The following is a 26,700-nucleotide window of genomic DNA, read 5'->3' as shown; positions in this document are numbered from 1 at the left end:
CCATCGCCGCCGTTCTCGGCGTCGCCTTCGGTACCGGTCTCCTCCTGATCATCTGTGGTGTGCTTCGTCGGCCTGCCTCCGAAGGATCGGGGGCAGGGTGGGGGCGGCGTTTGGCCCGTCGACTTCCCGCGGGGTGGAACCAGCGCCGCCTTACCGCCGCCGTGGTGGCGGGGGTGATGGCTGGAGCCCTGACGAGATGGCCCGTGGCAGCGGTACTGACCACCGCGGCGCTTCTGACCCTCCCCGGTCTGCTCGGCCCCGATCGGGCAGCGGTTGCGCGGACGGAGCGGCTGGAAGCACTCGCGCTGTGGACGGAGATGCTGCGCGACACCCTCTCCGCGGCGGCAGGGCTGGAGCAGGCTGTCCTGGCCACAGCCGACATCGCGCCCACCGCTCTGCGGCGAGAGCTGAGCGCCTTGGCCGTATCGGTCCGCTCCGGCCAGCCGTTGCCCGCTGCCTTGCGGACCTTCGCTGACGACGCGGACGACCCGCTCGCCGATGTCGTGGTCGCCGCCCTGGTGATGGCCGCCGAACGGCAGGCCAGCCAGCTCGCCGCCCTGCTGGGCGAGCTGGCCGACTCGGTGCGCGAACAGGTGGCCATGCGCCAGCGCATCGACGCGGGCCGCGCCAGCATCCGCACCGGCGTCCGCGTCACGGTTGCCGTCACCCTCGGCATGGCTGTTGGGTTGACCGTCTTCGCCCGACCCTATCTGGACCCCTTCAACACCCTGACGGGCCAGCTGGTCCTGGCCATCGTCGGTGCCCTGTTCGCGGCCTCCTTCACCTGGCTATCCGCCATCGGCCGTGTACACGAACCCGTTCGCCTCATCGGCCACCACCCCGCCGAAGCCACGAACGACACGGGGAGAACACGATGATCACCGTCGTGCTGGGGAGTGTGTTCGGCGCCGGACTGGTCGCACTCGCCTACGGCCTGCGCCCACCGCGGCCCGCGCTTGCGGACGTGATGGCCGCTCTCGACGCGACATCCCCGAAGCGGGCCGATGCGATCGCGCCGGACGGGGAAACGGAGTGGGCAACACATCTCGGTCGTAGGGCCGTACCGCTGGTGCGGGCGCTGGGCTTCCCCACCGCTTCTCTACGCGCCGATCTTGCCACCTGCGGGCGGGATGTGGACAAGCACCTGGCGGGCAAGGCGACCTGCGCCGCCGCTGGTCTGGCCACACCGTGGATCGCGGTCGCCCTGGCCCGCGTCGGCACCGGTGCCGACGCGGGCTGGTGGATGCCGCTGGCCGGATCACTCGTGTTCGCGGGAGTGCTGTTCTTCCTCCCGGACATCACGGTGCGCAAGGCGGCAGCCGAACGCCGCCGCCAGATGAGGCACACTCTCACCCTGATCCTGGACCTGACGGTGATCTCCCTGGCCGGCGGAGCCGGCGTGCAGCAGGCCCTGACCGACGCCGTCCAGGCACCCCACGGCTGGGCCGCATCCAAACTGCGTCATGCCCTGCACGTCGCCCAGCTCACCCGGACCAGCCCCTGGCAGCACCTGGGCGACCTCGGACAACACCTACAGGTCAGTGATCTGACGGAACTCGCCGCCACACTCAGTCTGGCCGGCACCGAGGGCGCCAAGGTCCGTGCTTCCCTGGCCGCGAAAGCGCGCGCCATGCGACGACGCCGACTCTCAGAAGCCGACGGTGCGGCCCAGGCGGCCACCGAGCAGATGTCCCTGCCCGTCGTGCTTCTCTTCGCCGCGTTTCTGCTCCTCATCGGCTATCCCGCCCTCGTGCACGTCCTCGCGGTGAGCTGACGAGCATGCCCTCAATCACCCCGCTGTACGCCTTCGGACGTTTTGGAGAACGATCTTGATGCTCCACCCACGCCTGCAAGCAATTGCCGCCACACTGCGCAACCACACCGCCCTGGTTCGCCGCCATGCCCGCGGTGACGCGGGCTACACCACCGAAACCATCGTGGTCACCGCGCTGCTGACCGTCCTCGCCCTCACCGTGGTCGGCATCATCGTCGCCAAGGTCCTCGCCAAGGCCCACTCCATCGACCTGGGATAAGCCGGTGAACCATCTGTTGCGCGTACCGCGCGGATTCCGGGGCGACCGCGGCGCCGTGACCACCCAGCTGGTGGTCGTCGTTCCGGCGTTGCTGATGCTCGCGTTGCTGATCGTCCAGTTCGCGCTGGCCTGGCACGCCAGGCACATCGCCCAGTACGCGGCCGAACGCGCCCTGGCCGCCGCACGGGTACAGCACGGCAGCGCGGCAGATGGCCACGCGCGAGGCGTCCGCAGCCTGACCCAGCTCGGCAGCCGTGTCCTCACCGCCCCGTCGGTAACGGTCCGCCGTACCGCCACGCAAGCTGTGGTGCGTGTGCAGGGGAGGGTGATGCCGGTTCTGCCGGGCTTGCATCTGACGGCCAGCGGCACGGCCTCGGGTGCGGTCGAGCGCATCACCACCCCCGCAGGAGGGCACGCGTGAACGAGGGAACGAGCGCTGCCCCGTCCTCGGCGGATCGCGGTTCGGCTGCCGTGGAACTCGTCCTGGTCACCCCGCTGCTCCTGCTCGTTCTTATGACGGTCGTCGCTTTGGGGCGTCTGGCCGACGCCCGACTCGTCGTGGCGGACACCGCTCACCAGGCCGCCCGGGCAGCCTCCCTCGCCCGCACCGAGTCCGACGCCCGCACCGGCGCCCGGCGCACCGCGCAGACCGCGCTCCATCACGCGGGGGCCGGATGCGAGCACCCCACGGTCGCGCTCATCACCAGCGGACTCCAGCCGGGGGGCATCGTCACCGCGAAGGTCACCTGTACTGTCGCACTTCACCACCTCACCCACACCGGCATGCCGGGCCGGGTGAGGGTGAGCGGCACCGCCTCCTCCCCGGTGGACGTGCACCGGAGCGCACCGTGAAACCCTCAGCGTCCTCGAGAGTTGTCCGCGAGACGGTGGCGACGAATAGAGACCGGGGTCAGGTCACCGCGTTTGTGATCGGCGTGGTGGCGGCGCTGTGGCTGTTCGCCGGGATCGTCGTTGACGGTGGGTTGGCTCTGGCCAGCAAGGCCCGCGCGCTGGACGTGGCGCAGGAGGCGGCCCGGACCGGTGCCCAGCAACTCGATGTCGGCCGACTCCGCAGCGCGGATGACATCCGGCTTTCGAATGGCAAGGCCACCCGGGCCGCCACTTCGTACGTCGCCGCCACCGGCGACACCGGCAGGGCCTCGGTTCACGGCGATGAAGTCACCGTGTGGGTCACCCACCACCAGCGCGCCCAGATCCTGCGGGTGATCGGCGTACGCACGCTGACCGTCACGGCCCGTGCCACCGTGCGTGCCGAACACGCCAATCGGTAGCGCACTTGTGAAGCTGAAGAGGGGCGAATCCGCGTATGGCCTACCGATCCTCGTGGCGGGCGCGGCTGCGCGCCGCCGTCACGGCCACCGGCACCAGCGCCGTCATCCTCGCCCTCCTGGGCGGCATGCCGTACATCCTCTGGCAGGCGGCCGAAGTGCCGTGGCCGGACCGTATCGGCTCGTGGCGGAGCCTGGGCGACCGGCTGACGCAGCCCGTCACCGATCTCGTGATGGTCGACCTGCTGGCGATGGTGGGCTGGGTGTGCTGGGCCGCCTTCGCTTACTCCATCCTGAAGGAAACCGCCTGGTACGCGGCTCACCTGCCGAGGCTGCTGCGCGACCAAACGGCCCATGCGACGCATGTGGACACTCTGCCTCTGCGACGCGCGTTCGCCGCAGTGTGCGTGGGCACACTCGTACTCGCCCTGATCAGCCTCTGGCAGCCCTCCGCCGCGCATGCTCACCAACACACCCCGGCTGGGGGCTTGCGTGCCGATGTCGCCTCGACGGCTCCTGCCCATCCGGGCCCGGCGAAGGACGGACGCCCGCGAACGCGAGTAGTAGGCAGCGCCCAGCCCCGCTGTGTGGAGTACACCGTGGTGGAAGGCGACACCCTGTGGGACATCGCTGAAACCCACCTCGGGGATCCGCTGAAGTGGCCGCGGATCTACGCCTTGAACAAGACCCGCGTCCAGGCCGACGGTACGCGACTGACCGACCCCGATGTGATCACGCCCGGCTGGCAACTCGCCATCCCCATCACCGCTTCTGCCTCACCACCACGTCCTCCCACCCAGCCCATGCCCCCGCAAGTCAAGCCTTCCGCCCCGAGTAAGCCTGTCACCCCCACCACGGGGCCGACGCCGGACCTGGGTATGGAGCATGACACCGACGGCCGAGCCACCAGCGAGCACACCACGAGCCACGCGCGGCCAGGACCGGCCGCGGTGAGCATCGGCGCGGCGGGAGCCATCGGCATCACCACTGCGGTCGGCCTCCTTGCCGCCCTGCGCTTCTTCCGCTTCTACCAGAGCAGATCCCGTCGTCTCGGTCTCGATGCGGAGGCTCCGCCGTTGAGCCCCGTGGTCGAGCAAGCGGTTCTGGCCGCCCGCGAGGCCGCCTTGCCCCGAACCCCCGCTGCCGATCCGGACAGCTTGATCACACGCCGCACCCCGCCTCGTCCGGCCCAGCCTCCCTCCACGGTGACTATCGGCACCGCCGGTCACGTTGAAGTCCCACTGGACGCCCTCGCGGAAGCCGGAGGATGCGCGTGGAATGGGCCCGGTGCTGAGGCAGCCGCCCGCGCGCTGGTGGTCGGCATCCTCACCGCGGCCGAACGCCAACGTCCTGGCACACCACGCGTTACAGGGCTCCTTGCCCACGACCTCGCCGACCGGCTCCTGCCAGGTCTCCCGCCCGACTTCAGTGCCCTGACCACGGCCGAGGACCTGGACCACGCCATCCGCCGTGGAGAAGAGCACTTCCTCGCGCACGCCCGCCACCAGCACGATGCGCAAGAAGCCGGAGGCGAACCGCCCCTGGCGACCCCCGAGGGCAAGGACGAGAAGCCCAGCCCAGGCACCTTGGTCTTCCTCGCCGAGCCGGATGCCGCGCACACTGGCCGCCTCACCGCACTGGCCGCCCGGGCCACGCATGGCAACCTCGTCGTCCTCACCCTGAGCGATCTGCCCGGCGCTGCCTCCTGGCATGTCGCGGCAGACGGCACCGTCAGCCGGGATAAGGAGAGCGGTGATCGGAGCAGTGGCCTGCGGTTGTTCCACCTCACCCCGCAGGCCGGCCGCGACGTCCTGGACGTCCTCCTCACCGCGCACGATGAGCGACCGTGCCCGCGCATGGTCCCCGGCGCCCGAGCCCCCGCACACCTGCCGCAAGACGCGGACAGCGAGGATGCCGAGCAGGAGCCGGAAGACGATCCACCGGCTGTCCGGTCGGAGCCCGTAGGGCCCGTAAAACCACGAGAGCCAGGACCAGCCAAGCCAGTCCGCCTGAACGTTCTGGGACCGGTGACGCTCTACGCTCACCCGAACCCCGAGCCCGTCGGGCTGGGGCTGCGCGATGAAGTACGAGAATTGCTCGCCCTCCTCGCTGCCCATCCCGCCGGGCTGATCGCCGACGACATCGCGCGTCACCTCCGCCTCAGCGAGGATTCCGACCAGTCTGCGAAGGAACTCAAGAACCTTCGCCGGGCCGTCAGGCGCGCGCTCCGCTCAGCCACCGGGCACAGCAAAGCGGAATTCATCCAGCTTCATGGAGAATTGCATAAACTCCATCTTGGCTTGATCGAAACCGACCTCGCTGCCTTCACCCAAACCCTCCAGCGCGCCGCGACCGCCACCGACGAAGCCGGGCGCCTGTCCGCCCTACGGCTCGCGGCGGACCTGTATCACGGCCCCTTTGCCCACGGCGGCGACTACCCCTGGTGTGACAGCATTCGCGAATCACTGGCGAGCAAGGCCGCCGACGCTGTCGCCCACATCGCCCACCACGCCGAGCACACCGGCACCCGGCAGGACGCCGATTCCGCACTCGCCCTGCTGGAGAAGGCCATCAGCCTCAGCCCCACCCATGAACTGCTCTACCAGCACGCCATCCGTCTGCACCAAGCCGCCGGACGCCACGACACCGCCCGCCACACCTTCACCCTCCTCACACGCCACCTCAACGAACTCGGCCTCGAACCAGGCCCCGCCACCCGCTCCCTGCTCACAGCACGCAGCCGCTTCGTCCACTCGGCATAGTCCAACTCTTCCCTGGATGCCCCGCGAATCCCGAGGCATCCATGCAGCAGCGGATGGACCAGCGAAGTGCCCGCATGGCTCGCTGGCGTTTCCCCCGTCGTTTCCGTAGTCGTTCCGGGGGCCGTTTCCGGGGCCGCCCTTGGATGCGACGCCCCCGCACACCGCATCACCGCAGTACAGGCCGTATACGAGCCGGGCGCCGGCGAGGGCGACTGTATATCGGTGCAGAAACACATCCCGATCTACCTGAACCCGGCGGCCCCGGCCACCGCAACTCACCCTGCAACGGCTGCCCGCTCACCTGTCCGCAAGGCGTGCCCCGTCCTCAGCCACCTTCCATTTCCTTCACCCCACACGCTCCTCGCCGGCCGGCACGTTGCAGTCGGCCGACGCCTCGAGGTGAGGCGCGGCCACCCAGGCGTAGCCGAGGGTGGCCGCGCCGGGTGGCCGCGCCGGGTGGCCGCGCCGGGTGGCCGCGCCGGGTGGCCGCGCCGGGTGGCCGCGCCGGGTGGCCGCGCCGGGTGGCCGCGCCGGGTGGCCGGCGTGGCCGCGCCGGGTGGCCGCGCCGGGTGGCCGCGCCGGGTGGCCGCGCCGGGTGGCCGCGCCGGGTGGCCGCGCCGGGTGGCCGCGCCGGGTGGCCGCGCCGGGTGGCCGCGCCGGGTGGCCGCGCCGGGTGGCCGGCGGGGCGCGGGTGGCCGCGCCGGGTGGCCGCGCCGGGTGGCCGCGCCGGGTGGCCGCGCCGGGTGGCCGCGCCGGGTGGCCGCGCCGGGTGGCCGCGCCGGGTGGCCGCGCCGGGTGGCCGCGCCGGGTGGCCGCGCCGGGTGGCCGCGCCGGGTGGCCGCGCCGGGTGGCCGCGCCGGGTGGCCTGGGGAAGCGTCGTCCACCCCGCCGTGCACGACGCAAAGCGTCGTGCCCCCGCGAATTGCCATAAATTCCTGTCGTGAATTCGCGAGAATTCCAGCAATTTCAAGCCCGAATTCTCGTCGAAACGAGCCGCGAGTCGAGCTATATTGGTCGTGTTCCCGGGAATTCCGGGAAAGAAATCCAGGCCAACAGGGTCCGCCTGAATACGGATTGCAGGTGGAGTATGCCCGAAAGGCTCCGGGGCTGCGAAAAGGAATGACCGCGATGACCAGTGCCGCTCAGTTGTCTCCGACGCCCAACTCGGCCACACCGACCCCTCCGGCAGGTCCGTCGGCCTCCACGGCCCCGGTGAATGGGAAGGCCCGTCCGGGCGAGTTGCGGGCCCGTATCGCGAAGGCCCTGGTCGGAGGCGCGCCGGGGGCGCAGTTCAGTGTCACGGAGCTGGTCAACGTGCTGGGGCATTCCGGCGGTGCGATCGGTAACGCGTGTGAAACCCTCGTGCGCCGAGGGGAGGCGGTGCGAGTCGGTTTCAACCCCCGTATGTACCGGGCAACAGCGACCACCGCCGCAGCCGCCGCACACGCCACGGCACCCGGGCCACCCGGCCCGGCCCATACGCCACCGGCCCCGCCATCCACGGCTCGGCCGACGCCCGCCGTTGGCCCGCCGGGTGGGCGGCCCGGGCCGGTGACCCGCCCGAACGGGCAGCAGTATCACCCCCGGGCGCTGGCCAACCTCCCCGATGTCGAAGCGTTGCGGCGGCTGCGCGAGGCGGGTGTGCCGGTGTTGCTCTACGGTCCTCCGGGGACGGGCAAGACCTCGCTGATCGAGGCCGCCTTTCCGGACCTGATCACGGTTGCCGGGGACGGTGACACGACAGTCGGTGACCTGATCGGGGAGTACACCCAGGATCAGCACGGTGGTTATGAGTTCATCTATGGGCCGTTGGTGACGGCTATGCAGGAGGGGCGGGCCCTTCTGCTGGACGATGCGACCCTGATCTCCCCGAAGGTGCTGGCAGCGCTGTATCCGGCGATGGACGGGCGGCGCCAGATTCAGGTCAAGGCGCACAAGGGTGAGACGATCACCGCCGCCGAGGGCTTCTATGTCATCGCGGGCCACAACCCCGGGGTTCACGGAGCGGTGCTGACTGAGGCCCTGGCCAGCCGGTTCTCGGTACAGGTCCAGGTGGGGTCGGACTACGACCTGGCGACCGCCTTGAAGATCAACAGGACGGCGGTGCGGATCGCGAGGAACCTCGCCACCTGCCAGCAGGCCGGTGAGGTCGGCTGGGCGCCACAGCTACGTGAGCTGATCGCGTTTCAGAAGATCGCTGATGTCCTGGGTGCCGAGGCGGCGTTCGCCAATCTGGTCGGCATCGCCCCGCTCGAAGACCGCGACACCGTCGCGGAAGTCGTCACCAAAGCCCTGGGTAAGCCGGTGAGCGCCCTGTCCCTGGGCCGCCAGCTCTGACCCGCGTCTCCGGCCCACAGGTCACCGCCCCATGCACCCCCGACGCCCGCAGAAAGGGACCGATCCGTCATGCCCGCGCAGACCACGGCCCACGTACAGCACCAGCCGCCCGCACTGTCTGAGGCCGAATGGGCCCAGGCGAGGTGGGAGGACGACGGCGGCCCGCTGTTCGAACCCCGCCCGGCCGCGCAGGCCGGGCAATGGGGCCGGATCGCCGCAGCCCTGACCGGACGGCTCCCCGAACTCGCGGACCGCAAGGACGTGATCGTCACTTGCCAGCACGGCACCCGCTCCGGCGCCCCGGGCGCCTTCTACCCCGCCACGGCCGAGCTGGAGATCGATGCCGCCCTCTTCGCCCCGCTGCCACCGGCCACCATCAGCCCCGAACGGCGCGGTGATGAGGAACGCTACCCGGTCGACTGGGGAGTCCTTGTCCACGAGGCCGCGCACGCCGCGCACAGTATCTGGACCACCCCGCCCAACCTGCGCGGGACTGCGCTGGACAGGGCGGCCCTGCTGTTGGAGGAGTCCCGCGTCGAACACGCTCATCTCACCCGCCGCCCCGCCGACCGCACGTTCCTGCGATCGGCCGTCAACACCCTCATCCTCGCCGATATCACCGGCCAGACCCCCAGCAACCGCTGGCAGGCCGCCCGGGCCGCCGGTCTGATCCTCGCCCGCAGGGATGCCGGAATCCTCGACCCGGACGAAACCGAACCCCTCGAACAGGCCGTGACCAGCATCCTCGGTCCCGACCTGCTGGACACCCTCACCCAGATCTGGACGGCGGCCCACGCCACCGCCGACGACGACGCGCCCGGCATGCTGGATCACGCGCATGCCTGGTGCCAAGCCCTCGGCACACCAGCCACCGCACCCGAACCCACCGGCGGCGGACCACTGGGTGAACTCGCCGAAGCTATCGGGAAGGTGACGGTACGGGTGCAGGCGAACGAGGCCGCGCAGGCTGCCGCACAGGCGCGGGTCGCCGCCGCCCGGGCCGCCCGGGCCGAGGCGAAAGCCGCGCAGTCCGCCCACGAACGGCAAGCGGCCAAAACGGCGGAACGGGTCTTCGCGCCGGGAGCGCGACCGTTCACACCCGGCAAACCCCGTAAGGGCAACACCGTGTCACCGGTGACCGGCACCCGGCTGCCGACCGCAGGTGAGAAGGCCGCCGCTGGACAGCTCGCCAGTGCCCTGCGGGCCGCCGCCTACCGCGAACGCACCACCACTATCGCCGCCTCGGCCGCCCCGCCCGGTCGCCTCAACATGCGCCAAGCACTCGCCCGGGAAGCCCAGAAGGCGGCCGGAGCCACCCCCACGGCCACACCCTGGACCCGGACCCTGCGCCGCCCCAACCCCACACCGCCACTGCGCGTGGGGATCGCGGTCGACGTGTCCGGATCCATGAACGCCGCAGCAGACCCGATCGCCTCGGCCGCCTGGATCCTGGCCAAAGCCACCGCACTGACCGACCCCGACTCACGCACCGCGACCGTGGCCTACGACCGGGCCCTGACCGCCATCACCGCGCCCGGCCGCGCCCCCACCAGGGTCACCCGCTTCGAGGCCAGGGGGCTCGGACACCGCCTCGCCGAGGCCATCGACGCCCTCTGCGCCGGGCTCGCCCTCACCCAGCCCGGAACGGGCCGCCTGCTGGTCATCGCCTCCGACGGCTACTACCACCCCGACGAAGCGGCCCGCGCCGCCCAACGCATCACCACCCTGAAGAACGCCGGATGCGCGGTGCTATGGCTCGCCTTCGCGCCCGACCCGTGCCCGCTGCCGGGCGCCACGCCGCTGGAACTTACCCACCCCGCCCAGGCCATCACCGCGATCGCCAAAGCCGCGACCACCGCCCTCACCACCACCCGATAACCGCCCCCACCGCACCACCCGCGCACCGGACCCCACACGCCCCCGGCCCACCCGGGCCGGGGCGCCGACCCCACCCGGACCCTCGCGCCCGTTGCCTGACCGGTCGAACCCGGCACCCGCCAGACGCACACCCGACGACACTATGCGTCACCCAGCCATGGAATACCCCTCCGATACGGTCGCGAATTCGCGATAATTCCAGCAATTCGCAGCCGCCAGCAATGCCGACCGATCCCCAATATCGAGCTACATTGGCCGCATTCCCGGCAATAACCGGAATCGGAAATCTGCAGAGAATTAACTCGAAGAAGCCGCTACGGGAGACATGTGCCCATGAGGCTGGGCGGTAGGAGGTGCGGCCGAATGCGGATTCAGAGGCCGTATCAAAGGAAGCCGCAAGCTAGGCGTCACCTGACGTGCCCAGCAGCCCTGGCACAGGTCCCAGCCGAAGGCCTGCTGCTCCGCCCCGACGACCGGATGACAACACGCCGCCCCCGATTTCCCTATTCCATTCACAAGGAGCGACAGCTCATGTCACATCACCAGCACGCCACATACCGCGACGCATTCACAAGTCGACGCCACCAGCGATCGGCACAGAACAGTGCCATTCCGGTGACCGGAGCGGCGGGACCCCGAATACCTCACAGCCCGAAACGACGCCGACACCACGGATCCCCCACCCGATACGCGAGGAGTTCATCATGCAGGACCGAAATCGCCCCAGCACACCGCACTATCTGATCTCGCCCCGTTACCTCGCAGGGCCCGACCCCGCCGCCGTGACCACAGCTGACGACGTGCTCCTGGCAGCCGGATGGAAGGCCACCCACGAGCCGTGCCACACCGACTACCGCGACCCCAGCGGCCAGCGCCACGCACGCCACCTCCACAGCCGTTCCGAGCACCCCGGGAAGCCTTTGATGGCCTGGGAGTTCACGGCCAGTGCCTACTCCGCCGCACGTGTGACCTGGACAGCGTGGTTCTCCCACGACACCCCACCCGAAATCACCGCCGCATTCGCCGCCGCCGTGGCCGACGATACCCCCGGGCCCACCCCCGAAGACGGGCCGCACTACCTCCTGCCGCCGCAATCCCCCCACAAGGCCACCGAGGCACTCGCCACAGCCGGATGGATCCGCGACATCGGCCGCCAAGACAACTCCTGGTACGCCCCCAACGAGCAGGCCGTCGTCATCACCGCCACCGTCCCCAGCACCACCGGGAAGGGCGGAGCGAACTGGCTGTGCGCCGCCCGCCGCGCCGCCGACGCCATGGTGCTGTGGGTCGCCCTAGCCTCCCCGGCCACCCCAACCCACCTGATGGCCGCCCTATGCCGCGCCCTCACCGACCCCGCCCCGGTCCCGCGCCACGCCCTCCCCGATCCCGAGATCGGCGCACTGACCATCACCCGGTACCCCTGAACACCACCCTGCTCAAGCCCTGTTCCCCATACGCACGAGGAGCGATCGGTGCCCAGACCACCACCAAAAGGCCTGCGCCAGGGAACGCACCCGCATCCGCCCAGCCTGACCGCCATCCACCTGAGCCGCCTCCCGGCAACTCACCAAGCCGCCACCGACAGCACCGGCCACAAGGAGAACACCGCCCATGGCCTCCATCGCCGAACAAGCCCAGGCAGCCTCCGCCTTCATCCAGCAGACCGCCGCCGCCAGCGAATACGGACCCCACCGCGGCCTCGACCACGCCCGCACCGCCGTACGCCTCGCCAGCACCCTCGGCCTCAGCCTCCAGCACATCACCATCACCCCGGACAGCAAGCGCCGCACCACACCCGGCGAACCCCTCCTGGCCATCGCCACCTGCCCGACCACCCGTACCCAATACACCTTCCTCGCCCGCTACCCCCTCTACGAGGACGACGCCTTCGAACTCCTCGGCCCTTGTCCCGTGTGCGCCGCGCCCGTACCGCTGGCCGCCGTCCGCCACCTCGCCGACCTCGGCACCCACCTGGCCACCGGACCAGCCCCACTCAGCAACGGCCCAACCCCCGCCACCTACCCCGACAACTTCGACACCGACGAAGGACACGCCCCGACCTGCCGCTACGGCGCGGCGTAAGCCCTCAAGCGAAAGGGCACCCCCATGGACAGCCCCCTCAGCAGCCCACGGCCTCATACAAGCCCATCCACCTACACCGTTCCTGGCGAGACCGCCCTGCGCACCGCCCTGGGCAATGACGGCTACGCAACGCTACGCCGCCACCGCCGCCTCACCGACACCGCGCTGGGGCCCCTGGCCGAACTGCTCTGGACCACCGCACAAGAAGCCGACCGCCTCCACACCGAACTGCGCTACTACGCCAGGAACACCCGCGACCACCTACGCCACGTCCCAGCCCACGCGAACCAGACCGACGCCGTCCCGCTCGGCTTCCTGCAACACACCAGCCGCGCCATCGACGTGAACGCCACGCGCTACGTACAACAGATGAACCAGCTCAACCTGGTCATCGAGGCCTACAAACTCGCCCTCCTCGTCGCATAATCGGCATCTGCCCAGCACTCTCCGCCTCCGGCAGGGCACCGCTGTACCCCGAGCCGCCACGGCCCACGAACACTCCGCCGGGCACCCGCGCCCAGACGCGACTGCTGGGGCCATCTGTGCCAATCCGCAGCTCGCATCCCCGTACCACCGCCATGTGCTGCCGCGCGCACGCGCCGGACAGCACCAGATACCAGGTGAAAGGAACCGCCCTCATGGCGACGCCCGACCTCCACCACCACCGCGCCCTGGTCCACAAGATCCTCACCCAGAGCCAACGTCTCCTCATGCGCGACGCCGTCAGCGCACGATCCGCGCTCTCGAGCGTGCTGAACACCGCGACCGAACACGTCTGCAACAAGCACGCCACCCGCGTCTCTCCCCACCACGCCGCATGGCTCGAAGCAGAAGCCGCCTCCCACCTGATCAACGCCGCCGGATGGCAGCTCACCGGACTGACCGACCCCACCCTCCCGCACTACCTGACCCGCCTCGACCAACGCCCCCACCCGGCACGGCTGCGCCTGCTGGACACCGCAGCCCACCGCGCCAACCCCGACCGCCCCACCACACCGCCCACCGTCTCCCTGCCCCAGCAGCGCACCGACGCCCCCACCGCAAGCCGCAGACGGGTAAACCCCTGCCCGTGCACGTGCAACAGCGGCGGCTCCTGCGGCGGCTGCGGACACGCCGGATGCGGTGGCCGGTAACGCGATCACATGAGGAACTCTGTCAGCGGCTTGCACGACGGCCGCTGACAGGGCCTCTTCCATGCATGCCATTGGGAGAGTCAACGAGTCGGGCCTTGCCGTGGATGATCTCGACGAACTGTTCCAGGATTTCTGCGGCGCGCCCAGCGGTCTCGGGGTCTTCCACGGCAGATGCGGCGTGGGCGGCGGCCCGGCTGACCGAGGCGTTTGGAGCCCGTTGCCGGGTTGCAAGCCGTTAGCCTGTCGGTATGTCAGAGCGTGTCATGCCCGGTCGCACGGACGGCCTGATCACCCTGGGTGCCGCGGACGCTCTGTGGGTCGATTTGACGGCCGACAGTGCTGTGCCGACGGCTTCTGGGGCATTTACCTGCTCTCCTGCCCATGCCCGGGTGGGGTACGTCCTGCTCGGCGGCCATGTGGTGGCGACGGTGAGGGCGAGCGGCGGTCAGTGGAGTGTTCCGGAGGCTGAGGTGCGCCGTGCGGCCGTGAAACTGAACGCGGTGGGGATGGATCGGCAGGACCTGGTCCGCATCGGTCCGTTTCGTGGGGCGCCGAGGCAGGAGTGCGACGAGGATACGCAGCTGCGTTGGCGTCGGCGCATCACGAGGGGACTGCAGGAGCCGGGCGGTCCCGAGCGGGCAGCACGAGGTGAAGTCGGTCGGCCGTCCCATCTGGCGGGGATCGACTGGCGGCAGATACTCGTGGAGCGGACCCGCGTCGGGACGCAGCGGACGTGGTGGCTGCCGCGCGCCGTGGTCAGGCTGCTGGACGCGGCCGAGCACGCCGAAGCGCAGTGGGTGCAAGCCGCGCGGACCCGCCAGGCAAGCGCAGCCGCCATCGAGCCGCCCTCCCACCCCCGGCAGGCACGGGACACCGACGGTCGGCAGACGGCGAGCCCCGAGGGCCCCACCGCCTCACTGCGTCTGTACAACGGAGAGCTGGAAGGCCAGTTGTACTCGGTGCTCAGCAGGAAGCCCGGTACCTCCCGCAGGGTGGCCGGGTGGGGGTGCGCTGTCTGCCGCACCGCGCCCGCCGCAGTCCTCGACCACTGCCACGAACACGGCTACGTCCGCGCCCCTGTCTGCCAGTCCTGCAACACACAGGAACGCCCCGACCATCTGTACAGCAACGACATCCGCGTGGCGAACCGCTACACACGCCTCTTCCACACCGACACCGACGACTGGCTCCGCCACTGGCACCGCTGCCCCGGCTGCCGCGCACGCACCACCCTGCCCCTGCCGCACCTCGCCGCATGGACCGCCCACATAGCCTGCCGATCGCTGCGCCCGACCCACCCCGCCTCCCGCGGGCGCGAGCCCTGCGGTGTCCTGCGCGTGTCCTGGACGGGCAGTCAGAACGAGCCCCGTTCCTGCCTGCTCACTGTCGCAGTCGATTTCTGCCCCTCCGGCGAGCACTGTGTCCTGGCGCGAGTCCCCTACCGCGAAGCCGCCGAGCGGTTTCGTCTCTGGTTGGCCGAGACGGCTCCTGCAGTGGCCGCCGCGGCCGGTCCTGACCGTTTGGACGGACTCCCTGCCCAGGTCCGGCCAGTCGTCGCGGACACCAGCGGCGAGGGCCTGGCACTGTTCTGAGCGGGCACCAGGAGACCTGACACCCCAACGTCACCTCGCAGTTGTCGGCTCGGCACGGTCACCCCGCGCCCCGGCAAAATTGCGCAGCAGAGTGAGTAACGGCAGGCGATGCGCCCCAGGAACTGGCCTGTTCGATGCGTCAGAACGCACTCGTGGCAGTCGGGCCCGCGCAGCCTCACATCCGGGATCTCAGCACGTCGACCTCACAGCCCGAGGCGGTCGGGTCGGTGCTCCTCGTGTCCGAGTGTCAAGGTGGCGAGGTCGATCAGGGCATCACCCCGGCCCGCCTCGGATCAGTCGATGATGCCAGTGATCTCGTTGCCGTCGACGAACAGGTGAGGGATCTGCAGGTCGCCGTGCGTGAACGCCGGAGTCCACGGCCGGAGCGCGGCCTTGGCGACCTGGCGGTTGCGGGTGACCAGGTCGGCGGGCAAGGCGCCGTTCGTCACGAGCCGCTCGCACTCGCCGTCGAGATCCGCTACCAACTCGTCGAGGCCCCGGCCGGGCGAGGGCGGCAACGGCGCGTCGTGCAACTTCCGGATGGCGGCACCCGCCGCGGCCCACGCCGCCGACGACGTGGTCGAGCGCCGACCCCGGGACCGCGGCGATCGCGAGCACGGGCTGCTTGCGCCACATGACCTCCGAGGTCGGGCCCGGCGCCAGGGCCATCGCCTCGACGTCGGTGCGCGCCTGATCGGCGTCCACCTTCAGGAACATGTCACGGGCGCGCAGGGTCGCGCGCTCGGAATGGGAGACGACGACCTTGACCTCATCCATGGCGGCCAGTATCCCGGGATGACCGTCGACGTCGCCGGGTTTATCGCGGCGCGTTCCGCACTGGTTCCTGATGACTCCAAGCTGAGCGGCCGGGGACCGTCCCAACTGAGGGGCGGTACCCGGCCGCTGGTCCGTTTGTGCCGGTCTATGCCTGGCCGCTCCTGGTTGCTGCCGTGGTGATGCGGTAGGTGCGTGGGCGTTCGGTGACCTGTTCGGTGATGCCCTGCTTGGTCAGGGTGACCAGGGCGTTGGCGATGGCGCCGGAACTTTTCTCGATGATCCGGCTGATGCGTGTGGCGGTGAATGCTTCGTCGGGGTGGGCGGTGAGGTGGCCGATGACCATCTGGCGCAGGGCGCCAGGGGCGAGGCGGGTCCGGTGGCCGCTCTGGTTGACGGTCGGCTGGGTTTCTTCCGTCTTTGTGTCCTCCGAGGCCGCCTCGCTTGTCGGATGCTCCGACGCGGGCGTCGGCGCCGGCGCATCGTCGTTTTCTACTCCCTGTGAGGGTTCGCTCGCAGAACCCCGCTCCCCGTCTTCGTCAGCGTCGTCGTGTTCTGATGCGTCGTCCTCGGATGCGTGGGACTCTGCAGTGGGCGCGGGGTGGTCGTGGTGCTCGGTGGGTTGCTCGTGGCTGTCGTTGTCAGCGGTCGGCGGCTCGTCCGTCGTGTCCGGTGAGGTGCTGGTGTCAGGGTCGGGTGTGGGTGTGGGTGTGGGTGTGGGTGTGGGGTACCAGTAGTTGACGGGGCGGCCGCTGCCGTCGGGGGCGGCGCTCTCTCGGTGGGCGAGGCCGGTCTGTTCGAGGTGGCGGAGGGCCTTGGTCGTGGTGGACCGGCCGGTACCGGCGGTCTGGGCGAGGGTGGTGCTGGTGGTGCCGGGCTGGTTGTTCAGTGCGGCCCATACGGCGGCGGTGGCGCCGGATAGCTGAGCGGGGTCGGGTTGGTTGGTTGTGGTGTTGTCGGTGTTGGTGGTGGTTGGCATGGTGGGGTCTCCCGCGTGGGTGGTGGGTGGTTGTGGAGAGAGCCCCGGCCGGGGTGCTCGCGGCGCGTGGCCTACGCGGTGGTCCGCGGCGACGACTATGAACGCTCTGCGGTGGCCGACTAGTCAAGCCGCTCCCGTCCCCCGGGCGGGTGCCTCTTGGAGCGGCCCGCCGGGTGCGGGGTGAGGTGCGGGTGCTCCCGGGGTGCGCTCGGCGTCGAGTCGGGTGCGGAGCTCTCGGGCGCGGTGTTGGCCCAGGTGCAGGTGGCGGCGGAGCTGGCGGATGCTGATCGGCTGACCGGTGTGCTGGCGGGCCGCCAGATCCAGTGCGAGAGCCCGCGCGTACACATCAGCGTCTGCGCGGCTGTGTCCATCGGGCTGGTCCACGGGTCCATCGGGGGTGGGTTCGTGGCTGTCGTGGCGTGTGGTGGCCACTGTCGGGCGCCCGTCGTCCTCATCGGTGCGCTCGGACGGTGGTGGAGCGGGGGGTGCGGGTGCTCCCGGCGTGTTCCTGGGGTGCTCCTCATGGTGGTCGTCGTGGGGTGCGGTGGTGGGGTGCGGGTGTGTCTGGGAGGTGCAGCGGCGGTAGGCGGCGACGGTTTCGGTCAGGCCGATGAGGAGCAGGGGTGGCACTGCGTGGAGGAGCACTCCGGCGGGGTCGGCGTGGCGGGGCCAGCCGATGTGGTCGTCGGGCCAGAGGGAGGTCCAGGTGTTCATGACGGTGGCGGCCAGGCCGGTGGACCAGCGCAGGGTGGTGGACCAGCGTGGTGGGGGGATGTTCCAGGCGGCGAGTCGTGCGTCGGCGTAGAGGACGCTGGTGAGGGTGAGGGCGACCATCGGGTCGAGGAGGACGGCGATCGGCCAGGGGATGTGGTGATCGACTGCGAAGAGGGTGACGTTGACGGCGGTGAAGATGAGGGCGAGGGCGGCGACGCCGGCCAGGATGCGGACGAGCGTGCGCATCAAGGTGTCGATCTCGGCGGGGGTGGGGTGCGTGCTCACTGCGTACCGCGCGGGCTCGGACGGGTTGCTCCCTGGTAGGTGCGGCCGGTCAGCTGGACGCGGGTTTCTCTGACCACGGCGCCGGGGTGGGGTGCGTCGATCATGTGATGGTGGCCGCTGTAGATACCGACGTGCGTGACAGCCCGCGGACTGGTGCCGAAGAACAGCAGGTCGCCTGGTAGGAGGCGTGCTCCGGCGGGGAGACGGGGGCCGGCGTCGTACTGGGCCTGTGCCACGCGCGGGAGGCTGATGTCGATGGTGGCGTAGGCGGCTTTGGTGAGGCCGGAGCAGTCGAAGCCGCCTTCGGCGGGGCCGTCGCCGCCCCAGACGTAGGGGGTGCCGAGCTGGCGGCGGGCGAAGGCCACCACCTCCCGGCCGGCAGCGGAGGTCGTGGGGAGGACGGCGGCGTAGCGGCGTGCGATGCGTAGAACGTTTGCGACGTAGGTGTGGGAGGGGTTGTAGGCGTAGATCGCCCGCTCGATGTTCTTGTTGTGTCGGGCGCCGTGTGTGCACAGCAGGCGGGCTGCGGCGAACACTGCGTCGACCGGGTCCCACGGTGTCGGGGGTCTGCGTCCACCTGCCGGTACTGGATGTGCGTAGAGCTTGAAGGTGGACGGCAGGAATTGCATGGGGCCCACGGCTCCTGCGGAGGATCGCATGGTGGGGTGGCGTCCGTGGTCGGTCTCGGCCTTGCCGATGGCGGCGAGGATCGTCCAGGACAGGCCCGGGCACTCGGGGGCGGCGCGCTGGTACAGCGCCAGCATGCTCGCAGGGATGTCCTGCAGGGCGTTCCTGCCCGGGGCGGTGGTGGTGCCGCTGGTGCCGGGGATGAGGGAGCTGAGGAGTGCGGCGATCGCGATGGCGCCGAGGAGGGGAAGGGCGATGAGGGCGCAGCCGATCCCGGTGGTGGTTTTGGTGAGCAGGCTCATCGGCCGTCCGGCGTTGTGGGTGGCCGGGGTGGGATGGGGAGGGTGAGGGTGGTGTCGGCGTCGGTGGGGTCGATGCTGGCCGGGGTGAGGTGGGGCCAGTGGGTGGTGAGGCCGGTGAGGGTGGTGCGGCGGGCTGTGGGGTGGAGGGGTGTCCACCAGGGGCCCCAGGGGGTGTGGGTGGTGAAGTCCGCGGAGGAGGTCGCGACGTGCAGGCCGAGGTCGCGGGCGGGTTGGGTGAGGCGGTGGCGGAGGGCGCGGTCGCGGGAGGCGGTGCGGGTGTGGATGAGGAGGGCGGGGCGGGTGTTGGTGGAGGTGGTGAAGGCGGCGTAGCCGGCGAGTTTGGCTTCGACGCGGGGCAGGGGCTGGGAGCCGGTGTCGTATTCGAGGAAGAACGGCAGCAGGACCGGGGTGTCCGCGTCGGTTGTGATGGGGTCGGGGTGGTGCCAGTGGGCGTAGGCGTCGGGGCGGATCATGTCGTCCCAGCGTCTGGCGCAGGAGCGTTCGGACAGCCACAGCGTCAGGCGGCCGTGGGTGGCGTTGGGGGTGGGGGCGGCGAGGTGGGTGAGGAGTTCGTTGACGCCGATGTCGTGGCCGAGGGATGGGGAATAGGCGATGCGGCCGGTGGTGGTGGGGCGCCAGCCGAGGGCCGCGGGTTCGCATCCGGCGTAGGCGGCGATCACGCTGACGCCGGTGGGGCCGAGGGTGTAGTGCTCGGGGGCGGAGCCGTGCTGGGTCAGGGGGCGGAAGGAGTCCAGGACGGCGTGGTGGTGGAGGACGCGCAGGCGCCGTTGGGCGGAGCGTTGGCTGGTGAAGGCGATGCGGGCGATCTGTGTGGTGGTCAGGACGCGGTGTTCGTGGACCATGGCGGTGATCCACAGGTCGCGGGCGGTGAGGCTGCGGGTGAGGGCGGCGGGGTCCGTGCGGTGCCGTGCTGGTGTGGGGCGGGGCCGGGTGAGTGCGGCGCGCGCGGTGTAACGCGAGCCGGGGCCGGAGGCGGGGCGAGGCAGAGCGGGCATGACGGATCACCACCAAGGCATCGGTCGGAAAAGGCCAGGTGAGCGGAAAGGGGACGCGTGGGGGGGCGGATTCGGTGGTCAGGGGCGGGTGGTCCGGGTGTGGGCGCGGGCCGCTGCGACGGTGCGGAGATCGGATGCGCGGCCGGGGGCGGGGGGTGGGAGGGGCCGGGTGGTGAGGGTGAAGGCCGGGGATTCGGCGCCGGCGGTGAGCAGGTGTGCGGCGGCTTGGTAGGGGCCGAGGTGAGCGAGGTCGTGTGCGGCGAGGGTGGGGAGGGTGTGGCGTTCCAGGGCGGTGGCGTCTTCCGGGGATGCGTTGAAGAAGATCTTGTTGCGGGCGTTGGCGGAGATGCCCTCGCGCAGGTCGCGTGGGAGTTGGGCGAGGTGCTGGTGGGCCAGTGCCATGGACAGCCGGTAGCCGCGGGCTTCGGCGAGCATGTCCTCCAGCGGGTAGGGCAGGGTAAGGAAGTTGTGCGCCTCGTCCACGTACAGGGACGCGTCGATGCGCTGGCGTTCGGGGGTGCGGGCGCGCGCGGAGGCCGCTTGCCAGGTGCCGGCGACGATAAAGGAGCCCAGCAGCCGCGCGGTCTCCTCACCGAGCGCGCCCTTGGGGAGGCGTGCGAGGAGGATGCCGCCGTCGAGGACCTGGGCGAGGTCGAAGGTGGAGGGGCCGGCGGAGATGGCGCGGCGGGCGAAGTCACGCAGCAGGAAGGCGCGCAGCTTGTTCATCACCGGGCCGACCACGGCCGCGCGGGAGGGCTCGGACATGGACTCGTACCAGGCCCAGAACCCGCGGAGGACGGGGTCTTTGATGGTGGGGATCAGGCGCAGGCGGTAGGCAGGCTCGCCCAGGAGCCGGGGAACGTCGGCAAGGGTGACGAGCTGGCCGCTGTGGGCCCGGTGTTTGAGCAGGGTCAGGCAGGCGGCACGCATGACGTCGTCGGTCCTCGGGCCCCAGAAGGCGGTGAAAATGCGGCGGAAGATGCCGGTGAGGTTGTCGACGACCACGTCGATGTCGGCCCCGTCCAGCACGTTCAGGCACGGTGGGGCGTGAGAGTCGTCCGGGTCGATGAGGACCAGGCGGTCGGCGCAGGTGTCGGGCAAGCGGTGCAGGAGGTCGATGACAAGATCACCCTTGGGATCGATGACGATCGCGCCCCGATGATTGCGGACATCGTCGAGAACGAGGTGAGCGACCAAGGTGGACTTGCCGGAACCAGTGGCGCCCATCAGATGAATGTGGTGGCGGGCGTCCGCGACCGCGAGACCCACCGGGCGACGGGCGCCCGTGTCGGAGCGGCCCAGCGGCTTGACCCCGGCACCAGGGGTGGGCTCCGGGACCGTGGGTGGTGGGAGGACCGAACGTGCCCCCGCACGCCGCACCCCCGGGGCGTCCGCGTCGAGGGGCAGATGGGCCAGGGCCGCCAGTTCCGGAACCGACAGCAGCGCCGCACGCTGCGGGAAGACCCGCCCCTCCAGCCATCGTTCGGGGCGGGCGAGCCGGGTGCGGGCGAGCCAGTTGAGTTCCGCGTACAGGCCGAACGCGGAGGCCAGCGCGTGCGCACGCCCCCGCACCACATCCCGCGCACGCTCCTCCTCACGTGTGCAGGTGGCGGCGTACGTGATGGCTGCCTGCCATTGGGGGCCGGTGAGTTTGGCGGCGGACTGACGGACCGCGGCACCGTGCTCGACATCCTGGCGCCGGGCCAGTACCGGCTGCGGCCGGTGCAGCAGGAGCGCGCCGAGCGCGGGCAGCCGAGGGGCCGAGCCTCCCGCCTTCAACCGCCGCGCGGAGCGGCGGGCCCGCCGCACAGCGGCGCCGGTTGCCGGGCGGACGAGGATCTGCACAAGCGCGGTCTCACCCTCGCTCATACCGGTCGCTGCCTGCAACAGCGCCCGGAGCGGGTCAGCCGCGTGCTCGGTGCGCAGCGGCAGCACCTGTGGCCGGGCCGGACGCAGCCGCCCCGCCGTCACCACATGGCCAGGCGGGATGAGCTCCGGTGGTTCCTGGACGCGGGTGTGGGCTCCGGGCCAGGCCGCCTCCACCGCCCGCCGCACCAGCCCCAGCGGCACTGTCCCCGGCACCCACAACCGGATCCCCAGTCCCGTCGGCGACCACGCGTACTCGAACCCCAGATGCGGCTGGCCATCGGCCAGGCGTCGCCACCACGGCCGCAGCAAACCCGCCAGCTGCGCCCACAACACGTCACCCCCCTTGGCGGGGATCTGGGGCGGAGCGAGGATTTCGACGCAGCGTGCCTCGTCGGCGAAGCGCCGCTGGCGACGCCGCCGCATCCGGCCGCAGGCAGTGGTGACACACACGACGGCCGCCGTCGCGACCGGCACGAGCACGGGCATGTACGGGACGGCCCAGCCGAGAACGGTTCGGGCGATGGAGGTCCAGAAGGCAGCGGGGTCGGTCAGGAAGTCCACCACCGGACCACGGGGTACCGGGCCGGTGACGAGCGCGGTGACGGTCACTGGTTCCACGTCTCTTCGCCGAGATCGTGGACGACAGCGAGGTCGGGATCGGTGTCCTCGGCCCACTGCTGGGCTGCGAGTTCCCCGGGGTTGGTGGTAATGATCTCGTGCTCCCCCGGGGCGGCCACGGAGATCAGCGCGACCTTGCGGCGTTCCCCGGCCAGCAGCAACGCCTCGCCCCTCCCGGCGGACAGCAGGAACTCCCGCTCACCATGGGAGAGCCGGAACGAGGCGCTGATGGTGTCGATCGCCTGTGGGGCCTGCCGGAGCAGAATCTGGGTCGCAGCATTCGCGACCACCGCTCTCCCCAGCGGCGAGCCGAGGACGTCATCTGCGTCCTGAGTGATGACGGCCAGCCCCGTCCAGTTTTTGCGAGCGGCCTTGGCCATCCGGAACAAAAAGCGCGCCCCCGCCTCGTCACGCATCAGCAGCCACGCCTCGTCCACGATCACCAGATGCTTGCCGCCCCGGCCCGCATCGGTGACCTGGCGCCAGATCGCATCCAGCGCCAGCAGCATCGCCGGAGCCTTCACCTCCTCCGGCAACTGCCGCAGCGCGAAGACCACCAGATGACCCGCGGTGCTCGCCGTGCTGTGGCCGTTGAAGACGCACGCATGCGAACCGGTGACATACGGCGCCAGCCGCTCCACCAGCCCCGCAGCCACCTCACTCCCGTCCTCGTCCAGAACCTCGGCGAGGTCGGCGAGTACCGGCGGGGTCCGGCTCCAGGTCCGGGCATCCGCCGTGATCCCCGCCCGGGCGTAGGTGGCCAGGAGCGCCCGGTCGAGCACCGCTTCCTCCGCGCCCTTCACCTCGGCGCCGAAGAGCACAGCCAGGAAGCGGTGCAGGAACAGCACACGTCGCGTCAGGACATCCTCACCGCCGGCCTCGCCATGACAGGTGAGGTCGAAGGGGTTGAGGCGCACGCCGTCGGCACCGAGCGCGACCACGGTGCCGCCGACAGTCTCGGCCAGGCGTACGTACTCGTTCTCCGGGTCGACGACGGAGGCGGTGACCCCGGTGAACAGCAGCCGCAACAGCTCCAGCTTGGCCAGGTACGACTTGCCGGCCCCGGAACGGGCGAGGGTGACCGAGTTGTAGTTGTCGCATCCGAAGCGGTCCCACAACACCGGCGCGCCAGAGACAGCGTTCAGCCCGTACAGCACCTGCGACCCCGCTCCGGCCCCGGCTCCAGCAGCATCGGCGGGAGCGGGTAGCTCGGGGCTGGCGAAGGGGTAGCAGGCGGCGAGCGCCGCGGTGTCGAAGGTTCGGCGGATCTTCAGCGTGTCGATGCCCAAGGGCAGGGTGGCCAGCCAGCCGGGCAACGCCCGGTAGGTCGTTGGTGCGACCGTCATCAGCAGTGACTCCGCGACCGCTTTGACGGCGGCGACCTGCTCGGCCAAGGTCTCCTCGTCCGCGGCGTGGACAGTCATGTACAGGCCCACGTGGAAAAGCTTTCCCTCACCACGGGCGATCCGGTAGGCGAGATCGGCCGCATCCGCGGCGGCAGCCTCGACCTCCGGATTGTCCAAGTGCCCCTTGTCGAATGCGCCCCGCCGGCCGGATTCCAGCCGGGCACGCTGCTTCTTCAGACCGGCCGCCGCCACGAGATTGGGGACCGGTTCGATGTGGAGCGCGATGTCTAAGTGCCCGGGGAAGGCGAGGAGGGGCGCCAGCCAGCCGGGGCTGACCTCAGCCGGGTAGCCGGTCACGGCCATAGTGGAGGCCAGGTGGCCCCCGATCGCGAGGGTGCGGGCATGCACCTCAAGCGCCTCCGGGCCCGCAGGCTGCAACAGCTCTCCGGCACGGACGACCTCATGGTCCGCCCGGCGCCGGTTTCGGGGACATCGGATCACGTCTCGTCTCCTTGCGCTTCCGTATCGAGCGGCGGTGTAGGGGCATCGGGGTTGCAGGCGGTGGTGATCAGCGCGGTGGTCTGCTCTTGGTCGAGTGGGGTGACGCTGATACCGGCGGGAGCGAGCCCGCGAGTCGCTTCCTGGAGGCGCTGGATGGCTCGTCCGCTGCAGGCAGAAGGCCGGGCTCGGCGCGGCGGTGTCTCTTCCCGTGCGACAAGGACGATCTGGCGGGTCAGCAGGTCCATGGTCCCGGCGAGATGGGCAAGGTAGTCGGCGTGCGCGCGGGCCGCCCGCTCCAGCGCCGGGTGCGGCAAGGCCGGGGCACTGTGGTGGAGCTGGTCCACCAGAGGCGCGAGGTCGGTGCGGTGACAGCGGAGCAGGAGCTGGGTCGGGCCGGTCAGGGAGTTGAGCCAGCCTCCGAACCCCGCGACCAGGCCCTGCTGCTCGGCACCGCTGTGCAGGTCGAAGTTGACCGGCGAGCAGACCCCCAGCGCCGCCTGTCCCTGCTCGGCCAGATCCACTGCGCCCACCGGGCCGACACCGCGATATGGCATCCGCACCGGCACTGGCATCGGTCCTGCTGCCTTGCCCATTTCCTTGTTCACGACCTCAGGCAGGGCGGGTACGCCTTCCGGAGCATGCACCCGCCGCTTGGGGACACGGATGTGAGCGAGGGCGGCCAGAAGAAACCGGTCCAGGCCGATGCCTTCTCGGCCGCCCACCGCGACCGCGGTGACAGCTCCGGCCACGGGCACCACCATCACCAGATACGTCAGCGGCGGCATGAACGGCCGCGCGAGCCAGTACCCGCCGTACAACACCAGTACGCACCCGGCCAGGATGGCGGTCTGCCGCGCGGTGAGCGGGCCCAGCACGCGGTCCGGGCGCGCGATATCCGCCGGAATCCGGGTCGTAGCGACACCATCGTCGTACACATCTGTCATGAACACTCACCTCCGGGGCGGTTCGAGAGGAAGCCGCAACTGCACCGGGCGTGCGGGCCGGGCACGCACCCGCTCGGCCGGAATCCGCAGCACCATCTGCCGCGAGGCCATACGCGGAACGGGCCGGCTGGCCGACGGTCGTGCGGACGAGGGGGAGGCCGAGCCGCTGGCCGCGGTGTGCGGTCGCGGGACGCGTTCGGCCCGGATCGGCAACCAGGTCTGGACCGGCCGCGGCGTACGGGAGGAGACGCGCTGCGCGGCCACGGGCAACGTCAGCTGCCGCTTGCGGCGTGCCTGTGCGGGATGGACCACGGTGTGGGGACCCTTCTGCTCAGAAGTACCAGGTGAGGCCACTCGCGAGCCGGTACTCAGACGGCCCGCCGGCCCCCTCGGGAGCGTGGGCGCCGTTGCCGAGCCGACCGCTGGGGCTCGGGCCGTGCCCGTGCCCACAGGCCCGAAGGGCTGCCGGGCGTAGGAGAGCCAGTGGCTGTTCCGGGCCCCGAACCGGGCGCTCTGCCCGCCGCCGCAGCCGAGCCAGTGCCGAGCCACCCGCGGCCCAGTGGCGAGCCTGGCTGTGGCCCCGGTCGTGGTGGACGTCCGCCGCCACGGCCGGGATGTCCGCCCCCGCTACCGGGCCGGCCACCTCCGCCAGGGCCGCGGCGCAGCAGGGATGTGCCGGGGAGGTAGCGGTCCATGAGCCGGTACAGGGCCAGGGTCCGCAGGAGGCGTACGGCGGTGGGGGCGTGGGGGTTGTGGATCGGCGTGGCGCGGAAGACGACCTGCATCGTCCAGCCCGGGATCTTGAACAGCACCCAGAACAAGGCGAGCCCGGCCAGCATCGTGCCCAGCTGGTCCGAGTACGGAATCCCCAGTGCGGTTGCGCCGGGTGCGAAGAACAGCTTGAGCGCGACGATGAACGTCATCGACTGCGCGATCTGAATGACTAGGCACCCGGCGAGCCCGCGCCACCACAGCCGGGCTACCGGGTCGGTGAGCGGGTGGGCATGACAGGCCAGTGCCAAGGGGCCGGAGACGGCGAGCAGAGCCATGACGGCGACCCGTACGACGAAGCCGATCAGCACAGCCAGGATCAGCACGATCATGACGATCGACGCGATCAGCAGGTAGATCTTGAGCCCGGGAGCGCCGAACAGGGAGAAGGGCAGAGCTCGTTCGACCAAGCCTTGCCCGGCGTCGGCCATGTCGATGCCCAGGATCGCGTGGGAGAGCGCATTACCCAGGGCGATGGCCTTGCCCATCACGGTCAGCGAGGTCGCCGAGGCGATCATCCCGATCAGCAGGCGCGGGGCGATCTGTTTGAGCGCATACCGGGTCTGGACGGTCTCGTATCCCATCACCGTGATCCCGCCCGCGGTCACGAACAGCACATAGATCCCGGCTGTGATGCCCATCGACCCGGTCCATAGCCGTTTCAGGTCGGCGTGCCGGGTGACGTCGGGCGTGGCGAGGAGGGTGTCGGCGAGCAGTTCCCGCAGTGGCTTCATGATCTGCTCGACGATCATTCCCAGGAACGAGGTGATCGCGTTCACGATCATCCCCGGGACGTCGAGGAAACCGCCCAGGCCCCAGCCCGCCGGGGAGCAGTCACCGCTGGTGAC

23 protein-coding genes and 1 pseudogene are annotated in these 26,700 nt (G+C 70.7%); 14 read left to right on the top strand and 10 right to left on the bottom strand.

Features of this window, described 5'->3' with window-relative positions:
• The first annotated feature begins 203 nt into the window (after nucleotides 1-203).
• The 7 genes from CGL27_RS36940 to CGL27_RS36910 are packed head-to-tail and all read left to right on the top strand — an operon-like array spanning nucleotide 204 to nucleotide 6,084.
• Nucleotides 204-878: a type II secretion system F family protein gene (locus CGL27_RS36940; RefSeq protein ID WP_240450760.1), complete on the top strand. Its 675-nt coding sequence runs from the start codon at nucleotides 204-206 to the stop codon at nucleotides 876-878.
• A complete protein-coding gene (locus tag CGL27_RS36935) occupies nucleotides 875-1,774 on the top strand; it encodes a type II secretion system F family protein (protein ID WP_119992050.1) in 900 nt (299 codons plus the stop codon). The genes CGL27_RS36940 and CGL27_RS36935 overlap by 4 nt, the downstream gene beginning before the upstream one ends.
• Before the next feature lie 58 nt (nucleotides 1,775-1,832).
• Nucleotides 1,833-2,033 (top strand): hypothetical protein, encoded by a 201-nt coding sequence (locus tag CGL27_RS36930; RefSeq protein ID WP_014055881.1) that lies wholly within the window; start codon nucleotides 1,833-1,835, stop codon nucleotides 2,031-2,033.
• A 4-nt stretch (nucleotides 2,034-2,037) separates the two neighbouring features.
• On the top strand, nucleotides 2,038-2,454 hold the full coding sequence (locus CGL27_RS36925; protein ID WP_014055880.1) for a TadE family protein: 417 nt from the start codon (nucleotides 2,038-2,040) through the stop codon (nucleotides 2,452-2,454).
• Complete coding sequence (locus CGL27_RS36920; protein ID WP_119992049.1) at nucleotides 2,451-2,885, top strand: TadE/TadG family type IV pilus assembly protein; 435 nt, start codon at nucleotides 2,451-2,453, stop codon at nucleotides 2,883-2,885. The genes CGL27_RS36925 and CGL27_RS36920 overlap by 4 nt, the downstream gene beginning before the upstream one ends.
• A 35-nt stretch (nucleotides 2,886-2,920) precedes the next feature.
• Nucleotides 2,921-3,325, top strand: a complete 405-nt coding sequence (locus tag CGL27_RS36915; RefSeq protein WP_240450759.1) for a pilus assembly protein TadG-related protein — start codon at nucleotides 2,921-2,923, stop codon at nucleotides 3,323-3,325.
• Nucleotides 3,326-3,360: 35 nt separating this feature from the next.
• A complete protein-coding gene (locus tag CGL27_RS36910) occupies nucleotides 3,361-6,084 on the top strand; it encodes a BTAD domain-containing putative transcriptional regulator (protein WP_119992047.1) in 2,724 nt (907 codons plus the stop codon).
• Nucleotides 6,085-6,429: 345 nt separating this feature from the next.
• On the opposite strand, the gene CGL27_RS36905 is transcribed toward CGL27_RS36910, so the two are convergent.
• Nucleotides 6,430-6,987 (bottom strand): hypothetical protein, encoded by a 558-nt coding sequence (locus tag CGL27_RS36905; protein ID WP_119992046.1) that lies wholly within the window; start codon nucleotides 6,985-6,987, stop codon nucleotides 6,430-6,432.
• Between the two features lie 348 nt (nucleotides 6,988-7,335).
• Between CGL27_RS36905 and CGL27_RS36900 the strand changes: the two genes are divergently transcribed.
• The 7 genes from CGL27_RS36900 (at nucleotide 7,336) to CGL27_RS36870 (ending at nucleotide 15,106) form a co-directional block, all read left to right on the top strand.
• Nucleotides 7,336-8,421, top strand: coding sequence for an AAA family ATPase (locus CGL27_RS36900; protein WP_205587959.1), 1,086 nt, complete (start codon nucleotides 7,336-7,338; stop codon nucleotides 8,419-8,421).
• Nucleotides 8,422-8,490: 69 nt separating this feature from the next.
• The gene (locus CGL27_RS36895) at nucleotides 8,491-10,299 is read left to right on the top strand and encodes a VWA domain-containing protein (RefSeq protein ID WP_119992044.1); all 1,809 of its coding nucleotides are present in this window, start codon (nucleotides 8,491-8,493) and stop codon (nucleotides 10,297-10,299) included.
• A gap of 704 nt (nucleotides 10,300-11,003) precedes the next feature.
• Nucleotides 11,004-11,723 carry a DUF317 domain-containing protein gene (locus CGL27_RS36890; RefSeq protein WP_119992043.1) on the top strand — a complete coding sequence of 240 codons (720 nt, stop codon included), beginning with the start codon at nucleotides 11,004-11,006 and terminating at the stop codon, nucleotides 11,721-11,723.
• A gap of 187 nt (nucleotides 11,724-11,910) precedes the next feature.
• On the top strand, nucleotides 11,911-12,381 hold the full coding sequence (locus CGL27_RS36885) for a hypothetical protein (RefSeq protein WP_119992042.1): 471 nt from the start codon (nucleotides 11,911-11,913) through the stop codon (nucleotides 12,379-12,381).
• 24 nt (nucleotides 12,382-12,405) lie between these two features.
• Complete coding sequence (locus tag CGL27_RS36880) at nucleotides 12,406-12,807, top strand: hypothetical protein (RefSeq protein WP_119992041.1); 402 nt, start codon at nucleotides 12,406-12,408, stop codon at nucleotides 12,805-12,807.
• 212 nt (nucleotides 12,808-13,019) lie between these two features.
• Nucleotides 13,020-13,514 carry a hypothetical protein gene (locus CGL27_RS36875; protein WP_119992040.1) on the top strand — a complete coding sequence of 165 codons (495 nt, stop codon included), beginning with the start codon at nucleotides 13,020-13,022 and terminating at the stop codon, nucleotides 13,512-13,514.
• Between the two features lie 248 nt (nucleotides 13,515-13,762).
• Nucleotides 13,763-15,106, top strand: coding sequence for an endonuclease domain-containing protein (locus tag CGL27_RS36870; protein ID WP_119992039.1), 1,344 nt, complete (start codon nucleotides 13,763-13,765; stop codon nucleotides 15,104-15,106).
• A 175-nt stretch (nucleotides 15,107-15,281) separates the two neighbouring features.
• On the opposite strand, the pseudogene CGL27_RS36865 reads toward CGL27_RS36870, so the two are convergent.
• The 9 genes and pseudogenes from CGL27_RS36865 to CGL27_RS36825 all read right to left on the bottom strand — a co-directional run bounded on the left by CGL27_RS36865 (nucleotide 15,282) and on the right by CGL27_RS36825 (nucleotide 26,631).
• Nucleotides 15,282-15,883, bottom strand: a pseudogene (locus tag CGL27_RS36865) (phosphotransferase).
• 145 nt (nucleotides 15,884-16,028) lie between these two features.
• On the bottom strand, nucleotides 16,029-16,859 hold the full coding sequence (locus tag CGL27_RS50390) for a hypothetical protein (RefSeq protein WP_162953142.1): 831 nt from the start codon (nucleotides 16,857-16,859) through the stop codon (nucleotides 16,029-16,031).
• Between the two features lie 123 nt (nucleotides 16,860-16,982).
• Nucleotides 16,983-17,858 (bottom strand): hypothetical protein, encoded by an 876-nt coding sequence (locus CGL27_RS36855; RefSeq protein WP_205587809.1) that lies wholly within the window; start codon nucleotides 17,856-17,858, stop codon nucleotides 16,983-16,985.
• Nucleotides 17,855-18,787, bottom strand: coding sequence for an NlpC/P60 family protein (locus CGL27_RS36850; protein WP_119992038.1), 933 nt, complete (start codon nucleotides 18,785-18,787; stop codon nucleotides 17,855-17,857). The genes CGL27_RS36855 and CGL27_RS36850 overlap by 4 nt, the downstream gene beginning before the upstream one ends.
• Entirely contained in the window at nucleotides 18,784-19,803 is a 1,020-nt protein-coding gene (locus CGL27_RS36845; protein WP_119992037.1) for a replication-relaxation family protein, read from the bottom strand. The genes CGL27_RS36850 and CGL27_RS36845 overlap by 4 nt, the downstream gene beginning before the upstream one ends.
• Nucleotides 19,804-19,881: 78 nt before the next feature.
• Complete coding sequence (locus CGL27_RS36840; RefSeq protein ID WP_119992036.1) at nucleotides 19,882-22,290, bottom strand: type IV secretion system DNA-binding domain-containing protein; 2,409 nt, start codon at nucleotides 22,288-22,290, stop codon at nucleotides 19,882-19,884.
• A complete protein-coding gene (locus tag CGL27_RS36835; RefSeq protein WP_240451041.1) occupies nucleotides 22,278-24,077 on the bottom strand; it encodes an ATP-binding protein in 1,800 nt (599 codons plus the stop codon). The genes CGL27_RS36840 and CGL27_RS36835 overlap by 13 nt, the downstream gene beginning before the upstream one ends.
• A 56-nt stretch (nucleotides 24,078-24,133) precedes the next feature.
• Entirely contained in the window at nucleotides 24,134-25,081 is a 948-nt protein-coding gene (locus CGL27_RS36830) for a PrgI family protein (protein WP_119994741.1), read from the bottom strand.
• 368 nt (nucleotides 25,082-25,449) lie between these two features.
• Nucleotides 25,450-26,631, bottom strand: a complete 1,182-nt coding sequence (locus tag CGL27_RS36825; RefSeq protein WP_240450758.1) for a hypothetical protein — start codon at nucleotides 26,629-26,631, stop codon at nucleotides 25,450-25,452.
• Nucleotides 26,632-26,700: the final 69 nt, after the last annotated feature.

This window comes from Streptomyces sp. 11-1-2 (assembly GCF_003595545.1).
GTDB lineage: Bacteria > Actinomycetota > Actinomycetes > Streptomycetales > Streptomycetaceae > Streptomyces > Streptomyces hygroscopicus_B.
This window is presented reverse-complemented; position numbering and strand designations above follow the sequence as displayed.